Raw genomic sequence first — 17,017 nt, forward strand, 5'->3', positions numbered from 1 at the left:
CAACATTGCGAAGATATTTGTTGCACTGTACGGTCTCTATATGGCTGATAACGGTGCAACGGCGCGCTCCTATCAGGAAGAAGCGCACGCAATTCACGCGCGGGATGTGCATTTCGACTTCACGTCGGTGCCCATGCACTACATCCCGGGCGAAGTACTCGCGACACATGTCACCAATGTGATGCATCTCGTACTTCCCGAGGGCGAACGAGCGATGGCCACGTGCCTCGCCGAGGCCCTGCCCTATATCCAGGACGAGCGGCTGCGGGAGGAGGTCACCGGGTTCATCGGCCAGGAGTCGATGCACGCCAGCAGCCACGAAGGCGCGCGGCGGCACCTGCAGTCGATCGGGCTCGATGTCGAGTCCTATGTCGCCAAGATCGCCTGGATGGTCGATCGGATCCTCGGCGACCAGGGCCTCACCGGCCGCGCCAAGGAGGAATGGCTCAAGGAACGCCTCGGCCTGTTCGCCGGGATGGAACACTTCACCGCCGTCATCGGCGAATGGCTGCTGGAATCGGATGTGCTGGCCGAGCTCGGGATGGACCCGACGATGCTCGACCTGGTGCGCTGGCACGGCGCCGAGGAGGTCGAGCATCGCAGCGTGGTGTTCGACGCGTACATGCACGTCGACGGCGGTTACGCCCGGCGGCTGCGCACCGGGCTGCTCGCCAGTGGCACCCTGCTACCGCTGTTCATCGTCTCGACCGCCTACCTGTATCGCCAGGACCCCAGCAAGAACAAGGGACGCTCCTGGGCCAGGCAGTTCGTGAGCGCGACGGTGCGCGGGGTGATCCCGAACTTCACCACCTTCGTCACCGAGATGCCGCGCTACCTGCGGCCGGGTTTCCACCCCTCGCAGCTGGGTTCGATGGACAACGCCCTGCGGTACCTGGCGCATTCGCCGGCGGCGCGCGCGTGAACCCTGTCGCCGATGTCGCGACGCCGAGCCTGCGAGCGCTCGGCGCCGCCGTCGACATCTACAAGAAGGTGTTCACCCAGCCCACGCTGTCGCCACCACATCCGGTGCGGCACAACGGCTTCGACCTCGATGTCCGGGTGGAAGCGGTGCACGCCGAGGCCACCGATGTGGTGAGCCTGACCCTGGCCCACACCGAAGGCGCGACCCTGCCGTCGTGGCGGCCGGGTTCCCACATCGACGTCTTCCTCGCCTCGGGCCGCCAACGCCAGTACTCCCTGTGCGGCGACCCGCGCGACCGGCACCGCTACCGCATCGCGGTGCGCCGTCTCGCGGACGGCGACGGCGGATCGCGGGAGATGCACGCCCTGCGCTCGGGGGACGTGCTCCGTATCCGCGGCCCGCGCAACGCTTTCACCTTCGTCGAGACCGCACCGTCGTACCTGTTCATCGCCGCCGGGATCGGGATCACCCCGATCCTGCCGATGGCGCACGCGGCCGGTTCTCGCGGACGGCTGGTCTACCTCGGTCGGTCGCGGGAAACCATGCCGTTCCTCGGCGAACTCCCCGCGGGCACCGAGCTGCGCCCCGACGACGAGACCGGCACACCCGACATCTCCGCGCTGCTCGCCACCGCGGCTCCCGGCGCGGCGGTGTACGTGTGCGGCCCTCCCCCGGTCCTCGATGCCGCCCAGCGCGGCCTGTTCGCGCGCAATCCCACCGCCTCGCTGCACACCGAACTGTTCTCGGCGCGGCCGGTGACCGACGGCAAGGAATTCGACATCACCCTCGCCCGCAGCGGGGAGACCGTGCGGGTGGGCAGCACCGAGACCGCCCTCGACGCGATTCGCCGGGCGCGCCCCGATGTCGCCTTCTCCTGCAGGCAGGGCTTCTGCGGCAGCTGCAAGACCAAGGTCATCGCGGGCGAGATCGACCACCGCGACCGACTGCTCCCCCCGGGCGAGCGCGCCGATCACCTCCTCACCTGCGTATCCCGTTCCGCCGGTGGCGCACTCACGCTGGACCTCTGACCGCGAAAGGCATGGTCCCATGACCACCTCCCTCACCTTCGACGTCCACAGTCCCGCGACCGGCGCCCTGGTCGGTTCCTATCCCCACCACGACGAGATCGGCGTCGAGGCCGCCGTCGAGCGGGCCCACGGTGCCGCGACCTGGTGGCGCACAGTGGGTTTCGACGAACGCGCCCGTCGCCTCGATCGCTGGCGCACCGAGATCACCCGCGGCCGCGACGAACTCGCCCGCATCATCGGCGCGGAGATGGGCAAACCGCACTCCGACGCCGCACTCGAGATCGTGATGGCGCTCGAGCACCTGAAATGGGCCGCCCACAACGCGAAAGACGTGCTCGGACCGCGCTCGGTCGCGCCGAGTCTGCTCACCGTCAACCAGGCCTGCCGGGTCGAATACCGCCCCTTCGGCGTGGTCGGGGTGATCGGCCCGTGGAACTATCCGGTGTTCACCCCGCTCAGCTCGATCTCGTTCGCTCTAGCCGCCGGCAACGCGGTGGTGTTCAAACCCAGTGAGTACACCCCCGGCGTCGGCGTCTGGCTCGCCGAGGCGTTCGCCCGCGTGGTACCCGAACAGCCTGTGCTGCAGGTGATCACCGGCGGCGGCGAGACCGGTGCGGCGCTGTGCCGCAGCCGGGTCGGCAAGATCGGGTTCACCGGTTCCACCGAGACCGGCAAGCGCGTGATGGCCACCTGCGCGCAACGCCTCACGCCGGTCCTCATGGAATGTGGCGGCAAGGACGCACTGATCGTCGACGCCGACGCCGACCTCGGCGCCGCGGCCGACGCCACGCTGTGGGGCGGCATGGCCAATGCGGGACAGACCTGCCTCGGCGTGGAACGGGTCTACGTGCACACCGACGTCTACGATACGTTCCTCACCGAATTGCTCGATCGGGCAGGCGATCTGCGTGCCGGGCAGGGCGCCGCGAAGATCGGTCCGATCACCATGCCCAAACAGCTCGCGGTGATCCAGCGCCACATCGAGGACGCCATCGCACGCGGCGGCCGGGCACTACTGGGCGGGCTCGACGCCATCGACGGCCAGTTCGTGCAGCCGACCATCCTGGTCGACGTGCCGCACGATTCGGCCGCGGTCACCGAGGAGACCTTCGGCCCGACGCTGGTCGTCACCCGGGTCGATTCCATGGACGAGGCGATCGAGCGGGTCAACGACTCCGAGTACGGGCTCGGCGCCACCGTGTTCGCCCGCCGCGACGGCGACGCGATCGCCGACCGCATCAACGCGGGCGGTACCTCGATCAACGCGTTCATCGCGCACGCCACCATCCCGGCGCTGCCGCTGGGCGGGGTCGGGGCCTCCGGCTTCGGCCGGGTGCACGGACCCGACGGCCTGCGCGAGTTCACCTACGCCAAAGCGACCACCCGGCAACGGTTCTCCTCGCCGCTGGCGCTCACGACATTCACCCGCAGCGCCACGATCGACAACGTCGTCGATCGCCTGGTGTCGGTGCTGCACGGAAGGATCGGCTGACCCATGCCCACAGAACACACGCACATCGTCGTGCTCGGCGCCGGATTCGGTGGGATCGGGCTGACGATCAAACTCCGCGAAGCCGGCTTCGACGACATCGTCGTGCTGGAACGCGCCGATGACCTCGGCGGCACCTGGCAGGCCAACACCTACCCCGGCTGCGCCTGCGATGTGCCCTCCCAGCTCTACAGCTACTCCTTCGCACCCAACGCGGAGTGGTCGCGCACCTACGGCAAGCAGGCCGAGATCCTCGATTACCTGCGCACCGTCGCCGAGGACAACGACGTGATCCGGCATGTGCGCCTCGGCACCGAACTGCTGGACGCGCGCTGGGACGGCGAGCAGTCACTGTGGCGGATCGAGACCTCGCGCGGCGAGCTCACCGCGGACTACTTCCTCTCCGCGGCAGGCATTTTCGCCGAGGCCAAGTATCCGTCACTGCCCGGTCTCGAGACCTTCGAAGGCACGGCCTTCCACTCGCTGCACTGGGATCACGACCACGATCTGACCGGCAAGCGCGTCGCGGTGATCGGCACCGGCGCCTCCGCGGTCCAGTTCGTGCCGGAGATCCAGCCCGAGGTCGCCGCGATGACGGTGTTCCAGCGGTCGGCGCCGTGGATCGTGCCGCGGCTCGACCGGCCGACGATCGGGCTCGAGCGTCGGCTGCTGCGCCAGATCCCGTTGGCGCAGAAGGCCGTTCGCGGCACCTGGTACTCGCTGATCGAGAGCTTCGGCCTGGTCGGTTTCGTCGACAACCGGTTCCGCCATCCCTACGAGCTGCTCGGCCGGATCCAGCTGCGCCGCCAGATCCGCGACCCGAAGCTGCGCGCCAAGGTGACCCCGGACTACATGCTCGGCTGTAAGCGGGCGATCTTCTCCGACGCCTACCTGCCCGCCCTCGACAAGGACAACGTCGATGTGGTGACCGACGGCATCGCCGAGGTCCGCGCGCGCTTCATCGTCACCCGCGCCGGGGTCGAGATCCCCGTGGACACCATCATCTACGGCACCGGCTTCACCTCCACGCCGAGTGTGTTCGACCGCATCATCGGCCGCGACGGGCACTCGATCGCCCAGCTCTACCGGAAGCGGCCGCAGACCTACCTCGGTGCGGCGGTCGCCGGATTCCCGAACTTCTTCTGCACACTCGGCCCGTTCGGTGCGGTGGGCAACCAGTCGGCGGTCTTCATGATCGAGTCGCAGATCGCCTACATCGTCGACGCGCTGACCACGCTGCGGGCCCGCGGCGAGACCCGCGTCGAGGTCCGCCCGCAGGTGCAGGAGGATTTCGTCGAGGAGATGCGCGTGCGCAGCACCGACACCGTCTGGCTGACCGGCGGTTGCGACAGCTACTACACCACCGCCGAGGGCGGCAACGCCGGGCTGTACCCGAGCTGGAGCTTCGAATACAGGCGCCGCACCCGTCGATTCGACATCGAGTCCTACGAGGTGTCGGCATGATGCGCCTGCCCGATCTCACACCGGCCGGCTGGTTCGCCCCCTCCTACGACGTGGCGGGCAAGGTCGTCCTGATCACCGGTGCGGGCCAGGGCATCGGCCGTGAGCTGGCCGCGATCCTGTCCCGCCGCGGCGCGCAGGTCGTCGTGATCGACATCGACGCCGCCGCGGCCCGCCGGGCAGCCGACGAGTTGGGAGGCGACGCCCATGGCATCGGCGCCGATGTCGCCGACCGGGCACAGATGTCGGCGGCGGTCGAGGAGGTGGTGCAGCGGTTCGGCACGCTCGACGTGGTCGTGGCCAACGCGGGTGTGACCCCGGTGCCCGCCACCGTGCGCACGATGGATCCGGCGGACTTCGACCGGGTGATCGGGATCAACCTCACCGGTGTTTTCAACACCGTGCATCCGGCGCTCGACCATATCGTCCGCGCGCGCGGACATGTCGTCGTCGTATCGTCGTGCGCGGCGTTCGCGCCGGGGATGGGCGGTTCGCCGTACATGGTGAGCAAGGCCGCGGTCGAGCAGTTGGGCCGGGCACTGCGCGTGGAACTCGCCGCGAGCGGGGCCAGCGCGGGCGTCGCCTACTTCGGCATCGTCGACACCGCGATGACCCACGACATGCTCGACGTCGACGACCTGGGCAAAGAGCTCGACGGAATGCTGCCGTGGCCGCTCAATGTGCGGATCACCGCCGAGTACGCCGCCCGCACGATCGCCGACGGCATCGCCCGCCGCGCGCCGCGGACCATCGCGCCCAGCGGCTGGGAGCCCTACGCGCTGTTGCGCGGCGCGATCAATGTCGTCCTCGATCACCGGCTCGCCGCCGACTCCACGGTGCACGCGCTGATCCGGTCGATCGAGCAACGCCGGTGACCATCGAACGCGGGTCGCTGCGGGCCCGCACCGTTCGGCAGGTGTCGGCGTTCACCGTGGGCCAGCTGGCCGCGCTCACGCCGGTGAACGCCTACACACTGCCGCCGTCGCGGCTGCTCATAGAACAGGCACTGCGGGCGGGCGCGCCACCGTTGCGCGCGACGACCACCGAGCCGGTGGACGAGGACGGGATCCGCGGCGAGTGGGTGCGTGGGCCGCGCGCCGACCGTTGCGACGCGGTCGTGCTCTACATCCACGGCGGCGGGTTCGTCGCGGGCTCGGCCCTCGGGTACCGCGGCGTCGCCTCCCGGTTGTCCACCGCGACCAGACTTCCGGTGTTCACCCTGGATTATCGACTCGCCCCCGAGCACCCGTTCCCCGCCGCTCCCGCCGATGTCGCCGCCGCGTTCCGGTGGCTGACCCGGCGCTATCGCGCCGACCGGATCGTCGTCGCCGGTGATTCGGCCGGTGGCTTCCTCGCGGCGCATCTGGCCGTCGAGAACGCCCGCGCCGGGCTGCCCGAACCGGGTGCGCTGGTGCTGTTCTCCCCGATGGCCGACCTGAGTCTCGCCATCGCCATCGGCCACGAGAACGAGCACCGCGACGGACTGCTGTCCACCCAGATCGCCAGGCAGGCGATCGCCGCCTTCACCAGCGAACCGTTCGAACTGCGGCCCGTCCCCGGAATGCGGTTGCCGCCCAACCTGATCCACGCCAGCGACACCGAGTACTTCGGCGCCGACGCGACCGTGCTGGCGAGTCGCTGGCGCGACACCGGAGCGCACTGCGAACTGCAGGTGTGGCCGGATCAGATGCATGCCTTCCAGACGCTGCCCATCGTCGTCCCCGAGTCCAGAACGGCCTATCGAGCGGCGGCTCGCTTCGTCGCCGCTCATCTCGACACCGCACCCGCGGTCATGACCCAGAAAGTGCCTGCCTCGTGAGCATTCCCCGTTTCGACACCCTGCCCGCAGCTTTCCAGCACACCGCATCGATCGACCCCGCGGCGGTCGCTCTGCGTACCCCCGGTGACGCCAAGACGATCACCTGGGGCGAGTACGCGGCCCAGGTCCGCGCGGTCGCCGCCGGACTGGCCGGTCTCGGCGTGCGCCGCGGCGACACCGTCGCGTTGATGATGAGCAACCGGGTGGAGTTCTATCCTCTGGAAGTCGGCGCGCAGCATCTGGGCGCCACCTCGTTCTCGGTGTACAACACCCTCTCCCCCGAACAGCTCGCCTACGTGCTCGGCAATGCCGAAGCGCGCGTGGTGATCTGCGAGCCGCAGTACGCCAAGCTGATCGCCTCGTCCGGTGTCGAACTCGATCACATCGTCTGTGTGGACGAGGCACCCGAGGGCACGCTGTCGGTGGCCGATCTGGTCGAAGCGGGCCGCGACGATTTCGACTTCGACGCCGCTTGGCGTGCGGTGCGCGGCGATGATGTCGCGACCCTGATCTACACCTCGGGCACCACCGGCGCGCCCAAGGGCGTCGAGACCACCCATGCCGCGCTGCTGTTCCAGGTGCACGGCATCGCCGGCATCCTCGGCATCGAATTCGGTGACACCATCACCTCGTTCATGCCGACGGCCCATATCGCCGACCGGCTCACCGCGCTCTATGTCCAGGAGGTGCTCGGCACCCAGGTGACCTGTGTCGGCGACCCCAAGCAGATCGCCCCCGCCCTCGCCGACCTGCATCCGACCATCTGGGGCGCGGTACCGCGAGTGTGGGAAAAGCTCAAGGCCGCCATCGAATTCAAGGTCGCGGCCGAACCCGACGAGACCCGCCGCCAGGGTATGGCGTGGGCCATGTCGGTCGCCGCGGCGCGCAGCGCCCACCAGCTGGCCGACGAACCGGTGCCCGCCGAGCTCGCCGCCGAATGGGCGCGGGCCGACGACCTGGTGCTCAGCAAGCTGCGCGCGGCCCTCGGCCTGGACCGGGTGCGGTGGGCCATGTCGGGTGCTGCCCCGATCCCGCCCCAGACGCTGGCCTTCTTCGCCGGTCTCGGCATCCCGATCGCCGAGATCTGGGGCATGTCGGAGCTGTCGTGCATCTGTAGCGTCAGCCATCCCAGCGAAGCCAAGCTCGGCGCGGTCGGAAAGTTGTTGCCCGGCATGGAGTCCCGGCTCTCCGACGACGGTGAACTGCACGTGCGCGGGCCACTGGTGATGAAGGGCTACCGCGGCCTGCCCGAGCAGACCGCCGAGGCGGTCGACGCCGAGGGCTGGCTGCACACCGGTGACATCGTCAACATCGATGACCAGGGTTACCTCCGCGTCGTCGACCGTAAGAAGGAGATGATCATCAACGCGGCGGGCAAGAACATGTCGCCCACCAACATCGAGAACGCGATCAAGGCCGCCACCCCGCTGATCGGCGCCATGGCCGTCCTCGGCGACGGCAGGTCCTACAACACCGCCTTGATCGTGCTCGACGCCGAATCCGTCGAGCCCTACGCTCGCGAGCACGGCTTGTCCGACGCCTCCGCCGCCGCGCTGGCCGTCGATGCCACGGTGCTCGCCGCGATCGAAGCCGGTGTGGCCGTGGGCAACAGCAAGCTCTCGCGAGTGGAGCAGGTCAAGCGCTTCCGCGTCCTGCCCACGTTCTGGGAGGCGGGCGGCGACGAGGTCACGCTCACCTTGAAGCTCGAGCGCAAGGTCATCGCCGAGAAGTACACCGCGCAGATCGATGAGCTCTACGCCGAGAACCCACCCGCCCACATCGTCAACGCCGGGTAACGCGTCACCTCAGCCGAAGAACGAACAACCCCAGCCGATCCCAGCTGGGGCTGTTTCGGTCACTGTTTCACACCGACGAACAAGCCGAGGCCGAACGGCTCCGGCCGTACGAACTCCGCCGGACACCCCGCAGCCGCGAACGCCGCGAGGTACTGCTCGCGGGTGAAGAGCGCCAGCCGATGTCGGTCGGTGAGGTGGCGGATTCCGCGCTCCGGAGTCGCGACCAGGTAGTGCACGGTCATCACGACCGCGTCTTCTTCCCGCACGGCATGGGAGAAGCGGGTTACCGCACCTTCGTCGTTCTGAATCAGATCCGTGGCCAGGTCGTCGACAGCGACAGAGTCCGGGAACGCCCACGGCTCGATCACCAACACTCCGCCGGGGTCGAGGTGCCGCCCCAGAGTGGCCAGCGCCCGCACCAGGTCGGGGTAGTCGTCCGTGTAGGCGATGCAGCTGTACATCACCGTGACGACGTCGAACGTGCGCCCGAGATCGAAGTTCCGCATGTCACCCTGGTGCATGGTGATCTCGGGTATGTGCCGCTCGGCCACCGCGATCATTTCCGGCGACTGGTCCAAGCCGGCCGCGTCCGGGAAGTCCGCACGTAGATAACGCAGGTGGCTACCGGTCCCTGAGGCAACGTCCAGTACGGACTCTGCCTCGGGGTTGCGGGCCCGGACGAGATCCGCGACAAGCCGGGCCTCACCCGCATAGTCCTTGCCTCGGTCCGCCTGGACGCAGTCGTAGATTTCGGCGAGCTCGCCCTCGTACATCTCGGCGTTCCTCTCGATAGGCGTCGACCAGCGAGAACAAGTCGGTCCGGTCCGGCTACTGCTTCCCAGTAGCCGGACCGGACCCGCAGATATCGGGACTGCTAGAGACAGCCCTCGAGTTCGGCTGCTGCTGTCGCCGAGAGTTCGGTGCTCCCGCCCAGATTGCGGGTCAATTCGACAATCGTTTCATTGGACACGCCTGCTTCGAAAGCGCAACCCAATAGTTCACCGGTCACCTCGACGGTGGCGGCCTGCGCCATTCCCGCCCCGAAAACCGACACAGCGGCAAAGGCGACAGCGAAAGCACTTGTCTTGACGAACCGCATGTAATGCTCCTCAAATTCGTAGTCGTGTACTACATTTCGGAGACTGCATACTTGCGGCATAAACTTAACACGATGCCGAATAGGGTCAGCTCCTATTTTCTGTGAATTTCTGGCCACATAGACATAACGTAGCGAACAATGAAAACATCCACGACTCCATTCCTGGCGGCATAACCGACGAAGTGGCCGAAATTCGGCCGAAATCCTCACCAATCGACCGGGATTGCGGCGGGCATGATCGCCATCCGGTTGGGATGCCATGGCACCTCCGACACCGGCACCGTCAGCCGGATGCCGGGCAGGCGGTCGAGCAGGACCCGGAATGCCGTGCCGGATTGGCAGCGGACCAAATGCGCACCCGGACAGTGATGACGGCCGTAACCGAAGCGCAGATGCGGGTTGGGCGAGCGCGTCGCGTCGAAGACGCCGGGATCGGCGAACGCGGCCGGGTCGACGTTGACCGCGTCCAGCGACAACAACACCAGGTCGCCTTCCTCGACGGACACCGAACCCAACTCCGCGTCCCGGGTGACGTAGCGCGGGATCGCATTGCCCAGCACGACGCTGTACCGCAGCAGTTCCTCCACGCACTGCGGCATTGTCTCCGGTCGGGCCCGTACCGCCCCGATCACCTCGGGCCGCTGCAGGAGGTTGAGCGCCCCTACTCCCAGAAAGCCCGCGAAATCCTCATAGCCGCTGACGAACAGGACCACGACGATGTTCGACAACTGGCGATCGGTCAGCCCGTGCTGTCGGGCGTTGAGATCGGCGAGGCGGTCCGCCAGGCCGCGCGGCTCGCCGGGGCGGCGGGCGGCCATGTGCGCCTGCATATAGGCGCGGATCTCCTCCCAGTTGCGGGCGAGCTCCTCCTGGGAATACGTCACCATCGTCAGGTCCGTGTCGGCTCGTTCGGCGAGCCACCTGTGGTCCTCGAAGGGCAGGCCGAGCAGTCGGCACAGGCACTGCCCGGCGACCCACTCCGCGAAGTAGCGCTGCAGATCGCCCGGAGGGCCCTCCTCGACCATGGCTTCCAAGCCGTCCCTGGTGATCTCGGCGACCCAGGCGGCGGGTAGATCGGGCTGGTTGCGGCCGAGCGCCCGCAGCACCTCCTCGCGCAGCCCGGCCCGCTCGAGGTGGTGCATCACGTCGAGCAACTCGGGCGCCAGAACCGGAGTGTCCTGCGCCGGACTGTCGGCCTCGGCCAGCACGGAGCGGGCGAACGCCCGGTCGCGCAGCACGTGCTTGGTCAGTTCGTAGCTGGTGACCAGCCATGCCTCGCCACCGGAGTTGGTGCCGACCCGGGCTACGGGACATCGGCTCTGTAAGTCGGTGAGTTCCGGGGCGATGCGGTCGCCCTTGGTGCTGAACGGATAGCGGGAATCGACGCTTCCCGCAGGACGTCCTCGGTCGGATTCGGTCACGGTGGGCAGGCCTCTCTCTCCTGAAATCGTTGACGGTCGTTCGACCGGTCACCAGCGCACAGGCAGCCGTGCCGGAGCGCGCAGCGGGGTCGACTCGTCCCAGGGAATCGCATCGACCGGCACCGCGAGCTCGATGCCGGGCAGCCGCTCCAGCAGCACCTGGATCGTGGTGGCGAGCTGAAGCCGCGTCAGGTGGCCACCGGTGCACATGTGCGGTCCGTGCCCGAACGCGACATGCGCGTTGGGCGACCTGGTCAGGTCGAGTCGGTCGGGTTCGGCGAACGCCGAGGGATCGCGATTGGCCGACGCGGGCACGGGGACGACCGCGTCACCGGCGCGAATATGCTGATCGTGCAACGTGAAGTCCTCCTTCGCGACGAGGATGTTGATCGCGTTCATCAGCGGCACATACCGCAGCAACTCCTCCACCGCCGTGCCGATCCCCGACGGCTCCGCGCGCAGCCGCCGCAGCGCACCGGGGTGGGTGAGCAGGGCGAGCAGGGCGTTGCCCGTGTGCTGCATGTTGGTCTTGTAACCGGCCATGAGCATCGTGACGACGAAGCTGACGACGTCGTCGCGAGTCAATTCGCTACCAGGGGAACGGCTTTCGGCGAGTAGCAGAAGGATGTAGTCCTCGCCCGCACCCTCCTGCTCCTTGCGTGCGATGAGCGCGGTCGCATAGTCCTGCAGCGCGTACAGCGCCGCCAGTACCTCCGCCATCGGCACCCCCGACGCGCCGAGCAGGGTGAGGGTGTGCGGCAGGTAGATGTCGCGGTCCTCGTGCGGCAGTCCGGTGGTCTCGCACAGCACCCGCAGCGGGAGGGGCTCGACGTAGGAGGCGACGAGATCCGCGGTACCGTCCGCGGCCCCCGCCACCATCGTGTCGATCAGTTCCTCCGCCATGGCCCGGATCCGCGGTCCCATGAACTCGAGCCGCCGCCGGCCGAACAGCGGCAGGACCGCGCGCCGCACCCGCTCGTGGTGCGCTCCGGTCATCTCGAGGAACGTCGGCAGGCACGGCGGTGGCGCCGGGTCCCCCTCGCGCAGCGGCCACGCCGACAGTAGCGGCCGTTCCAACCGGGGATCGGCGAACGCGGCACGCACATCGGCATAGCGGCTGAGCAGCCAGCCACTCTCGCCGTTGGGCAATTGTGTTCGGACGACGGGCTTTTCGATGCGCAGCTCGGCATACTCGCACGGTGGTCCGGCGGTGCCGGGCTCGACGGCCGGTACTCCGGCAACCGCCTCACTCATGCGCTGGTCACCGAAGGCTCCGCGGCGGGGCGCGCCAGGAAGCCGGAGGTGAACAGGTACTCCAGGTAGCGGTCCAGCAGTACGGAATCCACTGGTGGACAATGCAGTCCGCTGCCCGATAGTGCCGCCTCGGTGTTGGCCCGCCCCAGTTTGGGGAACGTGTTCTCGAGGTACATCTCCTTGACGGACATGTCCGCCGTGCGGCTGCGGTCGACGCACAGGGACACGAACGGGGCTGTCGCGCTGGTCGGATGCTCGGCGACATGGCGCACCAGCTCGCCGACCCATTGCTCGTAGGGCAGCGTCCGCAGCACGAAGCCGGCCGCTCGCATCCGGTCGAGGACGTCCGAGAGCATGGCCCGGCGGGCATTGGTGAGGTGATGGACCCGACCCTCGGCGGGCTGGTGGGTGGCGATGTGGACGACGGCCTCGGCGAGGTGGTCCACTGGCACGAAGTCCATGGGCAGCTCGATGTCCGGGGCGAGCCCGGTCTCGGCGATAGTCTTGAACAGCGAGCAGATGGCTGTCTCGGTGTTGCACACGCCGTGTGTCCGGTCGCCTGTCACCTCGTACGGCCGGTACACCGCCACCGGCAGACCCTGCTCCGCCGCCTGCCGCAGCAGGCCCTCGGCGACCCACTTGCTCTCCGCGTAGCCCATGGTGAGTCCGTCCGCGTGGGCCAACGGCAGATCCTCGGCCACTTCGCGGACCCCTGCCGCGCCGAACCCGGCGACGACGGCGACCGTCGAGATGAAGTGCACCGGCACCCGACGTGGCGCCGCGATCCGGACGACCTCGCGGGTGCCGTCCACATTCGCCGCGCGCAACTCCGCGTAGGGATAGAGGAAGTTGACGTGGGCGCCGTTGTGCACCACCAAGTCCAGGGTGCGGGCCAGCTCCTGCGCGTGCGCCTGCGACAGGCCGAGCAGTGGCTCGGTCAGGTCGCCGGGAAAGCACTCCACCCGATGCCACGCCGCCGCCTCCGGACGCAAACCATAACGGGCGAGCGCCGTGCGCACCCGCTGCTCGGCGCGCGCCCGGCCGACCGCTCGCACCGGACAGTGGACACGCGCCGACGTCGAACGCAGTAGCCGGTCGAGGAGGAAGGCACCGACGAAACCTGAAGCGCCCGTGAGCAACACCTCCCGAGGTGCGTGTGGGCGCGGGTCCGGGCCATGGGCCGAGGGCAGGTCGAAGCCGAGCTCGGTCTCCCTCGCGAAGTCGACGACCTGCTCGGCGGCCGCGATGGTGCCGTCGCACACCAGGCCGACGGCAGCCGCGTAGCCCTCCAGCGTGCGTGCGCTCAGCAGCGCCCGGATCAGGGCGGAGCCTTTGGCGGCGTCGAGGTTCAGGACGGCGAGGGTGCGGGTGACGGCCTCGGAGGCGAGCAGGGAGTCGCCGCCGAGGAGGAAGAAGTCGTCGCGCGGCGTGGGGCGCACGCGCAGCACCTGGTGCCACACCTGAGTGAGGACGCCGAGCACCCCATCGACCGCTGCCTGCTCCGCCGTCTCCACCGCGGCGGCACCGGCCAGCAGCCGGGCACGGTCCACCTTGCCACCGCTGGTCACCGGGAAACGGCCGAGGGGCACCAGCACCGGCACGGCCTGCGGCGGCAGCCACTGCGCGCAGTACGAGCGCAACTCCTGCAGCGGCAGTGCGCAGCCCGGCCGTGCGGCGGTGACGTATGCGGTCAGCGCCCCGTCCGCGGCCTCGACGACGGCCTCCCCGACCGCCGGGTGCGCCCGCAATCGGGCCTCCACTTCGTCGAGTTCCACACGCGCGCCGCGTAACTTCACCTGACGATCCAGCCGCCCACGAAACTCCAGCAGACCGTCAACCCACACCGCCCGATCGCCGGTCCGGTACAGCAGCTCACCGGGTTCCACCGCGGGCAGCCGCACGAATCGCTCGGCCGTCAACTGCGGGTCGCCGAGGTAGCCGAGGGCCAGCCCGTCCCCGCCGACGTAGAGCTCACCCTCTTCCCCGGGCGCGGCGACCGAACCATCGGCCCGCACGACGTGACAGGTGGAGGCGCCGAAGGGGCGCCCGAGAGGAACGTGCGTCGCGTCCTCGGGCAGCGGGTGCAGCACGTGGGCGGTGGAGACCACCGAATTCTCGGTCGGCCCGTAGAAGTTGACCACGGTGGTGCCGGGGCAGGCCGCGAGGACGGCATTCGCCAGCGGCGGGTCCATCGCCTCCCCGCCTGCCGAGACGAACCGCAGCCCGGCCAGCGCCTCGGGGCGGGTGCGGGCGACGAGATGGAAGACGCTCGTCGTCAGGTACGCGAACGTCACATCCCGCGCGCGAAGTAGCTCCGCCAGGGCGGTGGGCGAGAGCAGTTCTTCCCGGTCCGCGATGACCAGGCACGCGCCGGTGAGCAGCGCGCTCCAGATCTCGATCGTCGAGGCATCGGAGGACAACCCGTAGGCGTGCAGGACTCCGTCGCCGGGCCCGGGCGAGGGCAGTCGGTGGTCGGACAGGACGAGCCGGACCACGCCCCGGTGCGGAACGGCCACCGGCTTGGGGCGACCGGTTGTGCCGGAGGTGAAAACGACGTAGGCGGGATCAGCGGCGGAGGCGGCACGGACTTGCCTTCGCCGCGGTGCGCGAATGTCGCTGCCCGGCGCGTCGTCGTCGAGCCGGATGCTCACGCGCAGCCCGCGCACGCGACGCGCGCTGCCGGGGAGGACGACGGCGGCCCGCAGTCCCGCATCCTCGGCCATGGCCCGCAACCGAGCCGGTGGTAGGTCCTCGTCGAGTGGTACGTACACGCAACCCGCCGCGAGGATGCCGAGCAGCGCGACCAGTGCCTCCAGTGAGCGGCTCCCGCAGACCCCGACCAGCTCGCCCGGCTCGATGCCCTGAGCGAGCAGCCGCACGGCCAAGTCCTCGGCCCGGGCGGCCAGCTGCCCATAGGTCAGGGCGCGCCCACGGTGCCGGGCCGCGGGCGCGTCGGGTCGGAGGGCTGCCTGCGCCTGGAACAGCTCCGGTATGCACGCGTCGCGCGGATAGGCGGGCAACGGTCCGTCGGCCGGGGTCGGGGATGCGTCACGCCGGCGTGACGCATCATCGATGTAGGTCACCAAGTCCTTCTCCGTTCGTACGGCTTCGGTTGCTCGGTGCGTGCGGTGTGCTGTTCAGCCGGTGCGGTCGTCGCGACCCGCTTCGGCGCCGACTTACGCGAAGTCGGCTGCGAAAGCGGCGAAGTCGGCGGTGCGCCAGCGCTGCGGGCGCATCCGGATGGCGATGTCTTGCTCGAGCTGGTCCGCGGTCGCCGCCAGATAGGCCCGCGCCTGCTCAGGGTCCAGATAGCGCTGGGCGAGGGCCTCGCGCACGTCCGGGTCGATCGGGTCCTCGACGGCCGTCACGGGTCCCTCGACACTGACATACCGGTACGGCGGCCGCTCGTCCTGCACACAAAGGCTGAACCGACCGGCGGCACGCAGCAATTGGGCCTTGATCGTCTCGCGGCCTATCTCGACCACGATCTCACCCGTCGGCTCGTAGCCGTACCAGACCGGTATCACCAGAGGAGCACGGGCGCCATCTCTGTGGTCGGTGACTCCGAGAATGCCGACGCGGGGGGCGGCGAGGAATTGTTCGCGCTCGTCGTGGGACATGGCAGGCAGCATTTGTCGGGGGCTCCTGAGGTGTCATTTTCCGGTGGCGGCGCCAACGATCACAATTAATCAACGACTCATCGAACCGGTCAGGATGGTGACATTACTGGAAACCGTTTCGATCATGCCATACGAACGAATCACCATTTGCTTGCGAAACGGCGGCGCGCCCGAAACACGAGCACCTTTCGACGAAACGTCGCTGTGGCGTCGCCGGTTGTGGCAAATCATTGCGTTGATCTGGCGATTCAGGCGGTGCGGTGCGGGTCGCCGACGATCGCGAATGCGAATTGTAGTCGAACTTCGGCGGCGATTACTTTGTGCGTGTTCGCCCCGAAGGAGGCTCCATTGTTCATTTCCCGGTCCCAGCGATCCCGGCGCCCCGGCCTGATTCGCGTACTCGTCGCCGGACTCGCAATCGCGTTGTCGATCAGCGTGTCAGGCCAGGCCGCAGCGCAGACACCAGCCCAATTCGTCGCCGAGAACGAATCCAGCCACAGCAAGCAGATGGAATGGTGGTACGTCACAGCGCATTTGAAGGGCAAAGACCCGAGCGGGAATGTCCGGGAGTACGGCATCCAGTCGACATTGTTCAAGAATCACCCAGCCTGGGGACTCGACGGCTACGCACACCACATGGCCGTCACCGACCTACAGCGCGGCACCTATCGAGCCGAACGGCAAGACGACCGAGCTGGCCGCGAGCGAGCTGTCGATGACACCGATCGGCTCGTGGAAGAGCTGGCGCAGATGGTCGAGGATGTAATCCAGGTGGTAGCGCTGGTTTTCGCGATAGACGGTGTAGTCCTGCACCAGGGCGATCAGCGGATCGAACACGGTCCGGCGGACCCGGCCGAGCTCGGCCCTGAGGCGACGCTCCTCGTCCATCCGGCGCGCTTGCGCGGCCACCTCGAACTCGGCGGGATCGGGGCTCGGCGCCTCCCCCGCACGTGGGCTCGCACCAGCGCCAGCACTACGTCGGGCTGCTCGTGCCAGGTGCGCTACGTCCTCAGCCGTCCACCGATCTCCCGCGAGACGGTGCTGAACGGGCTGGCCGACCAGATCGGAGCCTTGGCCGGGCACGGCGGACAAGGCGCTGGCAGGTGAT

The 17,017-nt window shown here is 68.6% G+C and carries 14 protein-coding genes; 8 read left to right on the forward strand and 6 right to left on the reverse strand.

Going from position 1 to position 17,017, the window contains the following annotated elements:
* Positions 1 to 40: 40 nt before the first annotated feature.
* Genes ACFWPK_RS20170 through fadD11 form a run of 7 tightly spaced genes read left to right on the forward strand, consistent with a single transcriptional unit; the run spans position 41 to position 8,515 of the window.
* Entirely contained in the window at positions 41 to 922 is an 882-nt protein-coding gene (locus ACFWPK_RS20170; protein ID WP_378917905.1) for a metal-dependent hydrolase, read from the forward strand.
* Complete coding sequence (locus ACFWPK_RS20175; protein WP_378917907.1) at positions 919 to 1,950, forward strand: PDR/VanB family oxidoreductase; 1,032 nt, start codon at positions 919 to 921, stop codon at positions 1,948 to 1,950. Before ACFWPK_RS20170 ends, ACFWPK_RS20175 begins: the two co-directional genes overlap by 4 nt.
* 19 nt (positions 1,951 to 1,969) lie before the next feature.
* The gene (locus ACFWPK_RS20180) at positions 1,970 to 3,442 is read left to right on the forward strand and encodes an aldehyde dehydrogenase family protein (protein WP_378917909.1); all 1,473 of its coding nucleotides are present in this window, start codon (positions 1,970 to 1,972) and stop codon (positions 3,440 to 3,442) included.
* A 3-nt stretch (positions 3,443 to 3,445) separates the two neighbouring features.
* Positions 3,446 to 4,903: a flavin-containing monooxygenase gene (locus ACFWPK_RS20185; protein WP_378917911.1), complete on the forward strand. Its 1,458-nt coding sequence runs from the start codon at positions 3,446 to 3,448 to the stop codon at positions 4,901 to 4,903.
* On the forward strand, positions 4,903 to 5,775 hold the full coding sequence (locus ACFWPK_RS20190; RefSeq protein ID WP_378918139.1) for a short-chain dehydrogenase/reductase: 873 nt from the start codon (positions 4,903 to 4,905) through the stop codon (positions 5,773 to 5,775). The genes ACFWPK_RS20185 and ACFWPK_RS20190 overlap by 1 nt, the downstream gene beginning before the upstream one ends.
* The gene (locus ACFWPK_RS20195) at positions 5,772 to 6,719 is read left to right on the forward strand and encodes an alpha/beta hydrolase (protein ID WP_378917913.1); all 948 of its coding nucleotides are present in this window, start codon (positions 5,772 to 5,774) and stop codon (positions 6,717 to 6,719) included. Before ACFWPK_RS20190 ends, ACFWPK_RS20195 begins: the two co-directional genes overlap by 4 nt.
* Complete coding sequence (fadD11, locus tag ACFWPK_RS20200) at positions 6,716 to 8,515, forward strand: fatty acid--CoA ligase FadD11 (protein ID WP_378917915.1); 1,800 nt, start codon at positions 6,716 to 6,718, stop codon at positions 8,513 to 8,515. Before ACFWPK_RS20195 ends, fadD11 begins: the two co-directional genes overlap by 4 nt.
* A gap of 59 nt (positions 8,516 to 8,574) precedes the next feature.
* Here the strand turns inward: fadD11 and ACFWPK_RS20205 are convergent, their stop codons facing one another.
* The 6 genes from ACFWPK_RS20205 to ACFWPK_RS20230 all read right to left on the reverse strand — a co-directional run bounded on the left by ACFWPK_RS20205 (position 8,575) and on the right by ACFWPK_RS20230 (position 15,909).
* On the reverse strand, positions 8,575 to 9,288 hold the full coding sequence (locus ACFWPK_RS20205; protein WP_378917917.1) for a class I SAM-dependent methyltransferase: 714 nt from the start codon (positions 9,286 to 9,288) through the stop codon (positions 8,575 to 8,577).
* Positions 9,289 to 9,389: 101 nt separating this feature from the next.
* Positions 9,390 to 9,614 (reverse strand): hypothetical protein, encoded by a 225-nt coding sequence (locus ACFWPK_RS20210; protein WP_378917919.1) that lies wholly within the window; start codon positions 9,612 to 9,614, stop codon positions 9,390 to 9,392.
* 206 nt (positions 9,615 to 9,820) lie between these two features.
* Positions 9,821 to 11,035, reverse strand: coding sequence for a cytochrome P450 (locus ACFWPK_RS20215; RefSeq protein WP_378917920.1), 1,215 nt, complete (start codon positions 11,033 to 11,035; stop codon positions 9,821 to 9,823).
* A 48-nt stretch (positions 11,036 to 11,083) separates the two neighbouring features.
* A complete protein-coding gene (locus tag ACFWPK_RS20220; RefSeq protein ID WP_378917922.1) occupies positions 11,084 to 12,289 on the reverse strand; it encodes a cytochrome P450 in 1,206 nt (401 codons plus the stop codon).
* Positions 12,286 to 15,372 (reverse strand): amino acid adenylation domain-containing protein, encoded by a 3,087-nt coding sequence (locus tag ACFWPK_RS20225; RefSeq protein WP_378917924.1) that lies wholly within the window; start codon positions 15,370 to 15,372, stop codon positions 12,286 to 12,288. Before ACFWPK_RS20225 ends, ACFWPK_RS20220 begins: the two co-directional genes overlap by 4 nt.
* Positions 15,373 to 15,465: 93 nt before the next feature.
* Positions 15,466 to 15,909 carry a pyridoxamine 5'-phosphate oxidase family protein gene (locus ACFWPK_RS20230; RefSeq protein WP_378917926.1) on the reverse strand — a complete coding sequence of 148 codons (444 nt, stop codon included), beginning with the start codon at positions 15,907 to 15,909 and terminating at the stop codon, positions 15,466 to 15,468.
* Between the two features lie 348 nt (positions 15,910 to 16,257).
* Between ACFWPK_RS20230 and ACFWPK_RS20235 the strand changes: the two genes are divergently transcribed.
* Entirely contained in the window at positions 16,258 to 17,016 is a 759-nt protein-coding gene (locus tag ACFWPK_RS20235) for a lipocalin-like domain-containing protein (RefSeq protein WP_378917929.1), read from the forward strand.
* Position 17,017: the final 1 nt, after the last annotated feature.

Origin of the sequence: Nocardia sp. NPDC058519 (assembly GCF_042719755.1) — a bacterium.
Taxonomy (GTDB): Bacteria; Actinomycetota; Actinomycetes; order Mycobacteriales; family Mycobacteriaceae; genus Nocardia.

Bases quoted from the DNA above. Each gene is read 5' to 3' on its own strand.
- ACFWPK_RS20210 (WP_378917919.1), bottom strand. From the start codon at position 9,614: ATGCGGTTCGTCAAGACAAGTGCTTTCGCTGTCGCCTTTGCCGCTGTG.
- ACFWPK_RS20190 (WP_378918139.1), top strand. From the start codon at position 4,903: ATGCGCCTGCCCGATCTCACACCGGCCGGCTGGTTCGCCCCCTCCTAC.
- ACFWPK_RS20230 (WP_378917926.1), bottom strand. From the start codon at position 15,909: ATGTCCCACGACGAGCGCGAACAATTCCTCGCCGCCCCCCGCGTCGGC.
- ACFWPK_RS20170 (WP_378917905.1), top strand. From the start codon at position 41: ATGGCTGATAACGGTGCAACGGCGCGCTCCTATCAGGAAGAAGCGCAC.
- ACFWPK_RS20220 (WP_378917922.1), bottom strand. From the start codon at position 12,289: ATGAGTGAGGCGGTTGCCGGAGTACCGGCCGTCGAGCCCGGCACCGCC.
- ACFWPK_RS20180 (WP_378917909.1), top strand. From the start codon at position 1,970: ATGACCACCTCCCTCACCTTCGACGTCCACAGTCCCGCGACCGGCGCC.
- ACFWPK_RS20205 (WP_378917917.1), bottom strand. From the start codon at position 9,288: ATGTACGAGGGCGAGCTCGCCGAAATCTACGACTGCGTCCAGGCGGAC.
- ACFWPK_RS20185 (WP_378917911.1), top strand. From the start codon at position 3,446: ATGCCCACAGAACACACGCACATCGTCGTGCTCGGCGCCGGATTCGGT.